Genomic DNA, 12,654 nt, shown 5'->3' on the forward strand with positions numbered 1-12,654 from the left:
AAACAACAAATCGGTAAAAAAACGAGATATCTTACTAACTTTTTTTTTCATGATAAATGACCTGTTGATAATATTCAAAATCACCCGTCAAACATGACAGATTGTATAAATATTGCAATATAGGTTTTTATTTCCACGGAGGAGAAATCTCCATAAGTAACTCCGCAAAGAAAATTAGCAATATATGCCGATCTGCTTGCCGTTACTTATGGAAATTACAAATCATAGATTAAAAGAATAGTCTAAACTTTGCAATGTTTCTGCTTAATTTTTTCCCATTCAGAAGAGAGTTGTGTATTCATTTTTTTGAAAATTTTGCTATCTAATGAAATGCCTGCCCAAGATAAGTTCTTTTCATAAATAATGATGTTGTTAACAATGTTTTGAACAATCTTTTCTTCATTAACTGATTTGAAAATTAATTTATAATTATTAAATACAGATTTAACATTTGAATTTAATTTGTAAAGTTTAAATGTCTGTAGAATTATTGTAAACGGTAAGGCAGACTGAAAAACTAGAGTAATAATTTCTTTATTGGAAAATATGCAGACAAATAAAAAAACTACGAATACTATACTTAATTTTATATACTCCTTTGGAAGCATTTTTGAAGTTATACATTTCGTAAAAAAAACATTTTCAAAATTATTTATACCTAATTTATTTATACCAACTTTTACCTCTTCATTAGAGAAGTAATCTTTAGAATTTTCTTCCGAAAAACTAGAATCTAAACTGTTGTCAATAAAATCTAAACTTCTGATACTTTCTGCTTTATGAAAAACATAACTTTGAATAGAATCAATAACAAAGTAAATTACTGACAGAAATGCAAGAGCACAGTTGAAGAATTCCTTGATTCCCTCCACAGAGAATTTAAAAAATTCTAAAACAAGAAGAAAAACGGAAATAATAATTGAGACAACAAGAATTGAACTAGAAAAAATGCTAGTTTTATTCAGCCAATCATAATAATTTGCATGTGGTACTTTTTCACTCATCTTTTTTATTGTTTTTAATGTGTTCAGCTTCAGGGCCTAACCATTTACCGGTCTCCAGCCATACTTCATAAAAATAAATCCATCCTGCTGTCCAAGGAACTATATCCTTAGCAATTAATTTACCGTGAGACCATTTGTAATCTTTAGGGTGATAGAGACATAAAGATTTACTCTCGTGGTAGAAATGAATTGGTTTTTCAACTAAAACGGGACTCAATATTCTAACTAAAGGTCTTAAATTTCCACGGTATGTTATCGATACGGTATATTTTGGAAATTCTGGTTTTACAATTAGTTCTCCTATAAATTCAATTTCGTCTCCTTTTACAATTGATCTGAATTGTGGATAATTCGACTTCATCGCCTGAATTTGAATATTTGGATTATAGTGTTTTTTTTATTTACTATCCCCATAATATCCTTTTGAAGATGTAATTGATTTACCAACAGTTGTTGACAGCAAGCCAGAGGAATCAATTTTTAAATTTCCTTTAGAAAGTTCACTTGAAAAATTTCGTGCTTCTTCAATATTTGCTGTTGGAAACTCTTTTCTGAAAATTTCTTTCCAAATTTTTATTGCATCCGACTCTTTATCAGAATCAACTAATTTTTTTGCTTCGTCAAGTTTCTGTTTAACTTCTTCTATATTGTCTTTGCTTGAATTGAATTTATTCTCAGAAGTAAAATCTTTAGATTTTAAGTGATTCTCGGCGTTGAAAAACCAAAGACGTATTCCTTCCTCAAGATCAGAAAACTTGTCAGTTTCAAAAATGCTAATAGCAATTTCTTCAATGATATAAGAAGGTATCATTTTGTCATTTTCTCTGTTCCAATATTTTACTGCCTTAATTACTTTTTTTAGATTATAACCACAATATTTATCAGTATCCTCTAATCTTTGCGATAAGCTTATAGGATTGGTAAATGTCCAGCTTTTTAGATCATGATTTGGTATTTTGTAGCCATCGCCTTCTTCAAAGCTAGGAAGTACATCAAAATTAATTTTACTTAAGTCAATTGTGACACAAGGTCTAGATTGAGAAACTTTGTCTTTATAATCTCCAATACCATTAAGATAATCCTTAAAATTTGTAAGAACTGTTTGAGGGTTAGGTAAATTGCCTTCTTCGTCAATCCATTCAGCTTTATTGAGAACAGCAAAAACGTCAACATCATCAAGTGGTCTTAATATTGTATCTCTTTCCCACGAACCATTAGTAAATGTTTCTTGAACAAATAAGTCACAATCCTCATGTGTTAGTTTATTATTTAAATTTTCAACTGAAGAAGTAATACTATCTTCTTGTTTGTCTGTAACCGAGATATTTTCAATCATTTCGGTTATTTTTTTAATTAATTTGGTCATATTAGTGAAATTTAACATAATTTTGTCAAAGTTTATGCCAAATGGGGAAACATGTCAAAATGACGTGTTTTCTGCCTAAATTACTTAAAAGCCTAAAATTAATTTTTAATTTGTCTTTTGGGGTATTTACTGTTTGAAGATTGAATAGGATAATTTATTTTCTTTCTGAAGAAAATTTAATCTAAAACAAAAAAGCTTCTGATTTCTCAGAAGCTTTTTTTCAGTGCGGATAATAGGACTCGAACCTACACGCCTTGCGGCACCAGATCCTAAGTCTGGCATGTCTACCAATTTCACCATATCCGCTCAATTGTGGGTGCAAAGATAAACATAACTTCTATATTTCAAAGCATTTTTTGAAAAAAAATATTAATTCTCTTTTTTGTATTTTTGAAATTCTATAAAAATTATTTCAATGGAAAATATTAAGTCCTACGTTCAACAACATAAAGATCGCTTTATCAATGAGTTGATCGAATTATTAAAAATTCCGTCGGTAAGTGCCGACACTGCATATTCGCAAGATGTTATCGATACTGCCGAGGCCGTAAAGGAAAGTTTATCAAAAGCAGGCTGTGATTTAGTCGAAATTTGCGATACTCCGGGGTATCCAATTATATATGGAGAGAAAATAATCGACCCAAATTTACCAACAGTTCTTGTTTACGGACATTATGATGTTCAACCACCAGATCCAATCGAATTATGGACATCGCCACCATTCGAACCCGTAATTAAAAAAACCGAAATTCATCCGGAAGGCGCAATCTTCGCTCGTGGTGCGTGCGACGACAAAGGTCAAATGTACATGCACGTAAAAGCCTTAGAGCTTATGGTGCAAACCAATACTTTGCCTTGTAATGTAAAATTCATGATTGAAGGCGAAGAAGAAGTAGGTTCAGCAAGTTTGGCCTGGTTTGTAGAACGCAATCAGGAAAAGCTGAAAAACGACGTAATTCTTATTTCAGATACCGGAATGATCTCGAACCAACAACCGTCGATCACGACAGGTTTACGTGGTTTAAGTTATGTAGAGGTTGAGGTTACAGGACCAAACCGTGATTTACACTCTGGTTTATACGGTGGAGCAGTAGCGAACCCAATCAATGTTTTGGCAAAAATGATTGCTTCTTTGCATGACGAAGACAATCATATTACCATTCCTGGTTTCTACGACAAAGTACAGGAATTATCTGCTGAGGAAAGAGCCGAAATGGCAAAAGCGCCTTTTAGCTTAGAAAAATATAAAAAAGCCTTAGACCTAAACGATGTTTACGGCGAAAAAGGATATGTAACCAACGAACGCAACTCAATTCGTCCAACATTAGACGTAAACGGAATCTGGGGCGGATATCAAGGCGAAGGAGCAAAAACGGTTATTGCGAGCAAAGCATTTGCTAAAATCTCAATGCGTTTGGTTCCTAATCAGGATTGGCATGAAATCACAGAATTGTTCACCAAACATTTCACCAGCATTGCACCGTCTGGAGTTACAGTAAAAGTAACGCCGCACCACGGTGGGCAAGGTTATGTTACGCCAATTGACAGTATTGGATACAAAGCGGCAAACAAAGCCTATACCGAAACTTTTGGAGTTCCTGCAATTCCGGTTCGTTCAGGCGGAAGTATCCCAATTGTAGCCTTGTTCGAAAAAGAATTAAAAAGCAAAACCATTCTTATGGGCTTCGGTTTAGATTCTGATGCAATTCACTCACCAAACGAGCATTTCGGAATCTTTAATTTCTTAAAAGGAATCGAGACTATTCCGTTATTTTACAAATATTTCGTAGAGCTTTCTAAGTAAATTCTATTATCCTAACAGGTTTTCAAAACCTGTTAGGTATAAAAATACAATCCGTTTATTCTTTTTAGAGTAAGCGGATTTTTTTTTTTTTTTGGGAATTTGGAGTTTAATTATTAGAATATTAAAACTTTGAAATTTAATATGTTTCTGGGCGTTCCCTTCGGTCGGGCTTTCGGCTATATTCCCGATTAACAAAAACTACGGCTAAAAAGCCTTGTTTTTCTAAATCGGGAGATACCGCCTCTATCCCTAACGCTTAAAAAAGGTTCAGAGGAACAAAGGCTCAAAGGAACAAGGGTTTTTCGCATCTATATTGAATAGCCTCCAGCTTCAGCTGGAGTTTTTTGTGAAAAGAGTAATTGGCTTTAGCCGAATTCTTTAATGTTTTATAAGCGTATTTATTCGGCTAAAGCCATTTCCTTCGCATTTATTCTAAACCCCAGCTGAAGCTGGAGCCTATTCAAAACCTTTGTCGCTTTGTATCTCTGCACCTTTGAACCTAAAAAAAATCGGCTAAAGCCATTTCCTTCGCATTTATTCTAAACCCCAGCTAAAGCTGGAGCCTATTCAAAACCTTTGCCCCTTTGAGCTTTTGTTCCTTTGAACTTGAAAAAATAAACCTCATAACCTTAGCAACTTAGAATCTTAGTGACTTTTTTTTTTGCTTATTAAAAAAATAACTCTACATTTGTAGAACAACATCTATGATTGTAGAGTTAATTCAAAAAATATGAAAAACCTTCTTTTGCTATTTTTTTGCGGAATCATGCTTTTAAGTTGTAAAAGCAAACCCATCAATCAGAAGATTGATAAAAAGAAAGAAGGACTTTGGGTCGATAATTACGAACAAGATAGTACGACATACAAATCGTTCGAATATTATAAAAATGATCAGCCGGTAAAAAAGTGGAAATCCTACATCAACGGAAAAATCTACAAAACCGAAAAATACAAAAACGGAATCTGTATCGTAAAATATTATTATGAAAACGGAAAACTACAATCAAAAGGAAAAACAAAAATCGAAGTCAATGCTGTAGAAACACATTGGTTCTATTTTGGTGATTGGAAATTCTATTCTGATAAAGGAAAACTAACCGAAATAAAAAAATACAATAACGGGGATTTGATTTCAGAAAAAGCAATACAATAGCCCACGGATTTTACGGATGAAACGGATTGACGCGGATTTTTTTTAGAATAAAGAATAAAGAATAAAGAATAAAGAATAAAGAATAAAGAATAAAGAATAAAGAATAAAGATTAATCGTAATCATCAAAAAAATCACTCTAATCAGTGGCAAAAAAAAACTCAGCAACTCAGAACCTTAGTAACTTAGAAACTTAAAAAAAAAATGCAACTATCAAACTCAGAAGAACAATTAATGGAACATCTTTGGAAGCTTGAAAAAGCTTTTATGAAAGATTTGCTCGAAGCGTATCCGGAACCAAAACCCGCAACCACAACCGTGGCAACGCTTTTGAAACGAATGATCGACAAGAAATTCGTAGCCTATAACGAATTCGGAAATTCTCGAGAATATTATCCTTTGGTCGAAAAGACCGTTTATTTCTCGAAACACGTAAACGGATTAATCAGCAGTTTCTTTAATAATTCGGCATCACAATTTGCTTCTTTTTTTACCAAAGAAACCAATTTGTCGGCATCAGAATTAGAAGAACTTAGAAAAATAATCGATTCAGAAATTCAAAAAAAGAAAAAATGATACTCTATCTTTTAAAATCAGGAATACTGCTTTTGGTTTTTTATGCAGTATATAAATTGTGGCTTGAAAATGAAAAAATGTTTCGTTTTAATCGCATTTATCTATTGGGAAGTTTGGTTTTTAGTTTCGTGATTCCGTTGCAACTTATTTCGATTGCTTCTGGTTTTTCGAACAAAATTGGATTCATTCAACTTGAAGAATTGGTTATTCAAAAAAGCAATGAAAATGCTGAGATGATTTCAGTAAATGATTTTGTGTTTGTTTTAATTGGAATTGTTTACACCTTTATAGTTTTGATGTTAACGATTCGTCTTGTTCTGAATTTGTATTCATTTTTCAAAAGAATAAAAAATAATCAGGTAGAATTTATACAAGGCGAAAAAATAGTTTTAATCGAGCAACCTATTTTGCCGCACTCTTTTTGGAAATCGATTTTCATCAATAAAAATGAATTCGAAAAAGGTAAAATTCCATCAGAACTAATAGCGCATGAGAAAGCACATTTAGATCAAAAACATACTTTGGATATTCTTTTTATAGAAGTTATGCAAATTGTTTTTTGGTTCAATCCGTTGCTTGTCTTTTACAAAAAAGCAATTAAACTCAATCACGAATTTTTGGCAGATGAAGCCGTGAATAAACAGTTTGGATCTGTAAAAAGTTATCAGAATCTATTATTGGACTTTGCTTCAAATAAAAATACAGTTGCCTTAGCAAGTAATATTAATTATTTAATAACTAAAAAACGTTTACTTATGATGACCAAAAAAGAATCTCCGATTAAAATTGTATTAAAAGTATTTAGTGTAGGTGTAGTTTATGCTTTGTTATTGTTTGTTTTTAGTACAAAAGCAACGGCTCAAAAAGCATTGAACAAAGCTGATGTTAAAGAAAAAGACCTTTATGTACTCGCCGATGTTGAAAAATTACCTGAATTTCCAGGCGGTCTCACAAAATTCTATAAATTTATTGGAGAAAATTTTAAAATGTCTGCAGAAGCTAATAAAATTAAGATCAAAGGAAAGGCTTATATGCAATTCATCATTGAAAAAGACGGAACTTTATCGGATATTAAAACCATAAAAGATCCAGGTTACGGATTAGGCGATGAGGCAATCCGCGTTTTAAAGCTTTCCCCAAAATGGACAGCAGCTACTCAGGAAGGAAAAGCCGTTCGAGTAATGTACAGTTTACCAATTACATTTCAGTCTGCGGAATAGTTTTTTTAAGGTTCAAAGAAGCAGAGAGGCAAAGGGCCAAAGGTTTTCTTTTGATATGAATAGGCTCCAGCTTTAGCTGGAGTTTTTTTTTTTTAGAAAAGAATTGGATTCAGCCGAAATCTTTAATCCTAATTAAATGTATTTTTTTTTAGCTATAGCCAATTCAAAAAATCTTTGTGTCTTAGCGCCTTTGTAGCTAGAAAAAAAATTAGTCTTAAAAAAAAATCCGCTTCTAGTCAGTAGAAGCGGATAAAATTAAAAACTAAAAAAATTCTAAAAAAAAACCAACAAAACCAGACCTTAAAACAAGTCTGGATTATATCCAAAATAGGGCATATTTTGTTCGTTGAAAACAACCCCATATTCTTCTAACTCTTTTAAAATAGGCTGATATACTTCTTTTTTTATCGGAAGCTGTACGCCCGGAGTTGTAATTTTTCCGTTCAAAATCAATAAAGTTGCCATTGCAACCGGTAATCCAACGGTTTTTGCCATTGCAGTATAAGTTTGGTCGTCGCCAATACAAACCATTTTCGAATCGATTTGCTGTTTTTTGCCATTTAGGATGTATCCAAATTTATGATACATCACAATCATGTCTTTGTCATTTGGTTCTAATGTCCAGCTGTCAGACAATATTTTTTCTAATATTTGGGCTGGAGTTGCATTGGGTAAATTGACTTTTTTGTCAGGATTGAATAAATCCAGTTCCAAAAGTTTGTCCCACATAATATCGTCCTGATCGATTTTTAAAATCAATCGCGTTTTAATTTCTACAGAATCTGTTGGGTGATAAGGCAAAAACGAATTAACGAACTGGCGATAACTCATGTTTTCAGAATCTTCCATGATATAACTATCATCCGTCATGCCCAATTGCACAAACATATTCCAGGCTTTCGAGTAACCCACTCTTCTGATAGTACCACGATATAAAGTAAGGATATCATCTAAACCATAAATCGATCTGTATTTAAGCGAATCTCTATTAGAATACGCTTCGAATTTCCCGTAACCTTCTACTTCGAGAAATTCGGTTCTGCGAAAAACCGTTCCGTACGGGATATATTTATAAGTGCCTTCCTGAATAAATTTTGCTGCACCGCCTTGTCCAGCGAGAACTACATTTCGTGGCGCCCAGGTAAATTTGTAATTCCATAAATTGTTATCGCATTCTGGAGCCACTAATCCGCCGCAGAATGATTCAAAAAGAAGCATATTGCCACCTTGCGCCCTAATTTCGTCAATAACTTTCATGGCGCTCATATGATCGATTCCGGGATCAAGACCAATCTCGTTCATGAAAATCAAATTGTTTTTCCTGGCTTCTTCGTCAAGCGCCTGCATGGCATCACTAATGTAAGATGCTGTAACAAGGTGTTTTTTGAATTCGATACAATCTTTGGCGATTTCGATATGCAAATGAGCAGGCAACATCGAGATTACAATAGATGCTTTTTCGATTGCTGCTTTTCTTTCTTCGGTCTCAAAAATATTTAAAGCAATTGGAGTTGCATTAGGATGATTCTGAGTCTTTTTTTCGGCCAAAGCCAAAGACAAGTCAGCTACAACAAGGTGTAGGTTTTCGCTTTCTGATTTTGCTAATAAATAACGTATCAGCGACGATGCAGATCTTCCGGCTCCAAAGATTAAAATACTTCTCATTGTTTAAATTTGTAACACAAATATATTAAAATGTTAAATATATAACAATTTTAATTTTCAAAAAGTGTATTATTTTTTATTTTGAAGCCAAATTGTAATGAATTTCTTTTTCCGGAAAAGATTTTTGAAAACTCAAATGCTTTTTAGAATGTATTGAAGTATTTTTGTTGGAGAATAAAAAGTATAGAAAATATGAAAAGAAGAATTGTTTTAGCAGCAGCTTTTATGGGAATGTTATCAATCATTTTGGGTGCCTTTGGTGCTCATTTACTCAAAAAATATTTATCTATAGAAGAGTTAAATACTTTTGAAGTTGGTGTTCGTTACCAAATGTATCATGCTCTGTTTTTACTTTTTCTTTCGACACGAAAAGATATCGCTGAAAAAACCGTAAAAGCAATCTACAATTTGGTTGTTGCAGGTGTTCTTCTGTTTAGTGGTTCTATCTATTTATTAGCTACTAAAAGTCTTACAGTTTTCGATTTCAAAATTATCGTATTCGCAACTCCTTTGGGTGGTTTTCTATTAATTATTGCTTGGGCGGTGTTATTTGTTACGATTTTGAAGAGAAAATCATAAAATACCGAATAAAAAATTCTATCTAAAAATTAATCTTTAATTTTGTCACATAAATAACATATAATCTTATTTATGTGAATTTCTCTTGTTTTTTACTTTGATATGTAAATAATATAACAAATTCATTTAATAGATTATAAGAAAGCAAATTTGAAGCCGTTATTTTTTTATTTTATTGATTTTAAAGGTCAATTTTTACTTTATTAATATAAATAAAAGTAAAATTTAATTTTTTTTAAAGGATTAATAATAAATCTGTAATTTTGCTTCTTACTAAATATCACACACAACTTAAAATTTATGGACAGTCACACAGTTTTCTCGCAATCGATTTCGTTAAATGACTTAGGAATTGAAAATGCAAAAGTTCGTTACCAATTATCTGCTGATGAATTGCATGCGATCACTTTGCAATCAGGCCAAGGTGTCGAGAATTCTACAGGCGCATTGGCAATTAATACAGGTGAATTTACAGGGCGTTCTCCGCAGGATCGTTTTATTGTAAAAGATAGTATTACAGAGGATAAAGTTTGGTGGGGAAATGTAAATATTCCTTTTGACCCAACAGCTTTTGAAAAATTGTATAATAAGGTAACTCAGTTTTTATCAAACAAAGAAGTTTTCGTTCGCGATTCTTATGTTTGTTCTGATCCTAATTATAGATTAAATGTTCGTGTTGTTACAGAAACGGCCTGGTCGAATTTGTTTTGCTACAATATGTTCTTAAGACCAGAAGAATCTGAACTTGCAAATTTTACTCCGGAATGGACAGTAGTTTGTGCTCCAAGTTTTATGGCAGATCCTGCTGTAGACGGTACACGCCAGTCTAATTTTGCTATTTTAGATTTTACTAAAAAAATAGCACTTATTGGAGGAACGGGTTATACAGGAGAAATGAAAAAAGGGATTTTCTCTGCTTTAAACTTCATCTTACCGGTTTTCGAAAATACATTACCAATGCATTGCAGTGCCAATGTGGGTGAAGCCGGAGATACTGCTATTTTCTTTGGATTATCAGGAACAGGAAAAACAACTTTATCAGCAGATCCTGCCCGTAAGTTAATTGGAGACGATGAACACGGCTGGACAGCAGAAAATACGGTTTTTAATTTTGAAGGAGGTTGCTACGCAAAAGTGATCAATTTAACCGAAGAAAACGAACCGGACATTTTTAGAGCGATCAAAAAAGGAGCGTTGTTAGAAAATGTGGTTTTCAAACCGGGAACAAACGAAGTAGATTATGATGATGTTTCCATCACTCAAAATACACGTGTAAGTTACCCAATAACACATATCGATAATATTCAGCCTGGTTCTATCGGGCACAATCCTAAAAATATATTTTTCTTAACGGCAGATTCTTTCGGAATTTTGCCTCCAATCTCAAAATTAACTCCGGGTCAGGCGGCGTACCATTTTATCTCAGGATATACAGCAAAAGTTGCAGGAACAGAGGCAGGAGTTACAGAACCACAACCTAATTTCTCGGCTTGTTTTGGAGCACCATTTATGCCATTACACCCAACACGTTATGCCGAAATGCTAACCAAGAAAATGAAAGACGCAGACGTAAAAGTTTGGTTGATCAATACAGGTTGGACAGGCGGAGCATACGGAACAGGAACGCGTATGAAACTAAAATATACCCGTGCCATGATTACCGCTGCATTAAACGGAGAATTGGACAATGTAGAATATAAAAATCATGCAGTATTTGGAATCGCAAAACCACAATCTTGCCCTAACGTTCCAACTGAAATTTTAAATCCTAGAAATACTTGGGAAGATCCTGAGTTATACGATAAAAAAGCATTAGAATTAGCGCAGAAATTCAAAGCGAATTTCGCCAAATTTGAAGAGTTTGCCAATGCTGAAATTTTAGCCGGCGCACCGATTACAGAATAAGGAAGATTACTAATTCAAACTAAAAAAAGCTGTTCAGTGATGAACAGCTTTTTTGTTTTCTATGAAAATTTTGAAATGTAGTATTGTTATGTCAGGCTGAGCGAAGTCGAAGCCCACGCAAAGCAATTCGACTTCGCTTTTTGACGCATTGAAAATGTGATTTAGTTTGCGGCTTTACGCTGCGGGGCTTCGACTTCGCTCAGCCTGACAAATCGGGGGCTTAGTTTTTGTTTTAACTCACAGTTAAGAAACTGAAAACTGCGACTGCGACTGAAAACTGAAAACTGAATACTATTTCTTAGCGTCGATACGTTTTTGCATTAAATCCCAGGCGTAATAATGAAAAGTCATTCCGTTGCTCATGGCTACGAAAAGTCCGTTTTTGAAGTTTCCTCCTAAATTTACGCTGGTAACATCGGCACCATCGCATTCTATTGTTGATGTTGGAATTTCTGCTAACAAAGGATAATCGTTCGGATTACCTTTTGCACCTTCTCTTGGATAGACCATAAAAGTATTTGCTTGCTGGTTCGATACTAAAATATATCCAGTAGAATCTGTTTTTTTGTAAATGGCAATTCCCTCATTATCGGCTTTAAAACCAGTTTTTCCAAAAAGAGCCATTTCTTTATTATCGTTTAAAGCAGGATCGGCTTTGTATTTTCTGATTCCGAATTGTTCGTCGCAATATAAAATTGTTCCCAATTCATTATCAACCGCAATCGCTTCGATTTCTTTCTTTCCGCTATAAGCGCCAAATTTTCTAACCACTTTTGCTGTAGCAAATTTCCCGTTTCCTGAAAGTTCATATTGCCATAAATAACTTCCTGATGGTCCTGATTTTCTGCCTACGACAGCAAATATTTTTCCATCGCTTTTTCTTGTGTACAAAGCAATTCCCATGGGGTCACGTAATTCTTCTCCATCAAAAACAGAAATTCCGCCGTTATCAATTGCTTTTAGATCTGGCAAACTAAAGATTCTTATTTTGTTTGATTCGCGTTCTGTGGTTACGGCAACGTCAACTTTTTTTCCGTCGATTACTAAACCGTAAGCGATATCAACATTATTCGGGCGTTTTAAAACTTCTGATTTTGCAACGGTTTTCCCTTTTAAATCAAAAGCATACAAACCACCATCGGTATCTTTATCTGTTCCTACAATAATACTTTTAGAAGCATCTGTTGGATGAATCCAGATCGAAGGATCGTCTGTGTCGTGAGGTAAAGCTTCGGTAACAACGGTTGGTTTTACTGCATTTGCAGCAATTGGAGCAAGTTTATCATCTTTACAAGCTATGAATAAAGTACTTAAAAGTAAAAATGCTATTATGGATTTATTTTTCATTATGGATTTCATTTTAATAAAACGAGACAGAACCGCT

The 12,654-nt window shown here is 33.6% G+C and carries 11 protein-coding genes and 1 tRNA gene; 6 read left to right on the plus strand and 6 right to left on the minus strand.

Annotated features, from left to right (window positions below; genetic code table 11):
• Nucleotides 1-242: 242 nt before the first annotated feature.
• The 4 genes from LNP81_RS07500 to LNP81_RS07515 form a co-directional block, all read right to left on the minus strand.
• Entirely contained in the window at nt 243-1,004 is a 762-nt protein-coding gene (locus LNP81_RS07500; RefSeq protein ID WP_230034673.1) for a hypothetical protein, read from the minus strand.
• Nucleotides 997-1,365: a type II CBASS E2 protein gene (locus LNP81_RS07505; protein ID WP_230034675.1), complete on the minus strand. Its 369-nt coding sequence runs from the start codon at nt 1,363-1,365 to the stop codon at nt 997-999. Before LNP81_RS07505 ends, LNP81_RS07500 begins: the two co-directional genes overlap by 8 nt.
• A gap of 36 nt (nt 1,366-1,401) precedes the next feature.
• Nucleotides 1,402-2,370 carry a nucleotidyltransferase domain-containing protein gene (locus tag LNP81_RS07510; protein WP_230034677.1) on the minus strand — a complete coding sequence of 323 codons (969 nt, stop codon included), beginning with the start codon at nt 2,368-2,370 and terminating at the stop codon, nt 1,402-1,404.
• A 224-nt stretch (nt 2,371-2,594) separates the two neighbouring features.
• Nucleotides 2,595-2,676: transfer RNA gene (locus LNP81_RS07515), tRNA-Leu, on the minus strand.
• 109 nt (nt 2,677-2,785) lie between these two features.
• Here LNP81_RS07515 and LNP81_RS07520 point away from each other — a divergent pair.
• The 4 genes from LNP81_RS07520 (at nt 2,786) to LNP81_RS07535 (ending at nt 7,121) form a co-directional block, all read left to right on the plus strand.
• A complete protein-coding gene (locus tag LNP81_RS07520) occupies nt 2,786-4,174 on the plus strand; it encodes a dipeptidase (protein WP_230034679.1) in 1,389 nt (462 codons plus the stop codon).
• 730 nt (nt 4,175-4,904) lie between these two features.
• Nucleotides 4,905-5,327 (plus strand): toxin-antitoxin system YwqK family antitoxin, encoded by a 423-nt coding sequence (locus tag LNP81_RS07525; RefSeq protein ID WP_230034681.1) that lies wholly within the window; start codon nt 4,905-4,907, stop codon nt 5,325-5,327.
• Nucleotides 5,328-5,529: 202 nt separating this feature from the next.
• Nucleotides 5,530-5,901: a BlaI/MecI/CopY family transcriptional regulator gene (locus LNP81_RS07530; protein WP_230034683.1), complete on the plus strand. Its 372-nt coding sequence runs from the start codon at nt 5,530-5,532 to the stop codon at nt 5,899-5,901.
• Nucleotides 5,898-7,121, plus strand: a complete 1,224-nt coding sequence (locus tag LNP81_RS07535; protein WP_230034685.1) for a M56 family metallopeptidase — start codon at nt 5,898-5,900, stop codon at nt 7,119-7,121. Before LNP81_RS07530 ends, LNP81_RS07535 begins: the two co-directional genes overlap by 4 nt.
• A gap of 300 nt (nt 7,122-7,421) precedes the next feature.
• Here LNP81_RS07535 and LNP81_RS07540 read toward each other — a convergent pair whose 3' ends face one another.
• Nucleotides 7,422-8,786 carry a saccharopine dehydrogenase family protein gene (locus LNP81_RS07540; RefSeq protein ID WP_230034687.1) on the minus strand — a complete coding sequence of 455 codons (1,365 nt, stop codon included), beginning with the start codon at nt 8,784-8,786 and terminating at the stop codon, nt 7,422-7,424.
• A 192-nt stretch (nt 8,787-8,978) separates the two neighbouring features.
• Here LNP81_RS07540 and LNP81_RS07545 point away from each other — a divergent pair, with 192 nt between their 5' ends.
• Both LNP81_RS07545 and pckA read left to right on the plus strand, forming a co-directional pair.
• Entirely contained in the window at nt 8,979-9,365 is a 387-nt protein-coding gene (locus LNP81_RS07545) for a DUF423 domain-containing protein (RefSeq protein ID WP_230034689.1), read from the plus strand.
• 300 nt (nt 9,366-9,665) lie between these two features.
• Nucleotides 9,666-11,270: a phosphoenolpyruvate carboxykinase (ATP) gene (gene pckA, locus LNP81_RS07550; RefSeq protein WP_230034691.1), complete on the plus strand. Its 1,605-nt coding sequence runs from the start codon at nt 9,666-9,668 to the stop codon at nt 11,268-11,270.
• A 291-nt stretch (nt 11,271-11,561) separates the two neighbouring features.
• Here pckA and LNP81_RS07555 read toward each other — a convergent pair whose 3' ends face one another.
• On the minus strand, nt 11,562-12,617 hold the full coding sequence (locus tag LNP81_RS07555; RefSeq protein ID WP_230034693.1) for a phytase: 1,056 nt from the start codon (nt 12,615-12,617) through the stop codon (nt 11,562-11,564).
• Nucleotides 12,618-12,654: the final 37 nt, after the last annotated feature.

The organism is Flavobacterium piscisymbiosum (assembly GCF_020905295.1).
In the GTDB taxonomy this organism is placed as follows: Bacteria; Bacteroidota; Bacteroidia; order Flavobacteriales; family Flavobacteriaceae; genus Flavobacterium; species Flavobacterium piscisymbiosum.

Excerpts from the sequence above, each read along its gene's own strand:
- LNP81_RS07500 (WP_230034673.1), bottom strand. The coding sequence starts at position 1,004 with ATGAGTGAAAAAGTACCACATGCAAATTATTATGATTGGCTGAATAAA.
- LNP81_RS07505 (WP_230034675.1), bottom strand. The coding sequence starts at position 1,365 with ATGAAGTCGAATTATCCACAATTCAGATCAATTGTAAAAGGAGACGAA.
- LNP81_RS07510 (WP_230034677.1), bottom strand. The coding sequence starts at position 2,370 with ATGACCAAATTAATTAAAAAAATAACCGAAATGATTGAAAATATCTCG.
- LNP81_RS07520 (WP_230034679.1), top strand. The coding sequence starts at position 2,786 with ATGGAAAATATTAAGTCCTACGTTCAACAACATAAAGATCGCTTTATC.
- LNP81_RS07525 (WP_230034681.1), top strand. The coding sequence starts at position 4,905 with ATGAAAAACCTTCTTTTGCTATTTTTTTGCGGAATCATGCTTTTAAGT.
- LNP81_RS07530 (WP_230034683.1), top strand. The coding sequence starts at position 5,530 with ATGCAACTATCAAACTCAGAAGAACAATTAATGGAACATCTTTGGAAG.
- LNP81_RS07535 (WP_230034685.1), top strand. The coding sequence starts at position 5,898 with ATGATACTCTATCTTTTAAAATCAGGAATACTGCTTTTGGTTTTTTAT.
- LNP81_RS07540 (WP_230034687.1), bottom strand. The coding sequence starts at position 8,786 with ATGAGAAGTATTTTAATCTTTGGAGCCGGAAGATCTGCATCGTCGCTG.
- LNP81_RS07545 (WP_230034689.1), top strand. The coding sequence starts at position 8,979 with ATGAAAAGAAGAATTGTTTTAGCAGCAGCTTTTATGGGAATGTTATCA.
- pckA (WP_230034691.1), top strand. The coding sequence starts at position 9,666 with ATGGACAGTCACACAGTTTTCTCGCAATCGATTTCGTTAAATGACTTA.
- LNP81_RS07555 (WP_230034693.1), bottom strand. The coding sequence starts at position 12,617 with ATGAAAAATAAATCCATAATAGCATTTTTACTTTTAAGTACTTTATTC.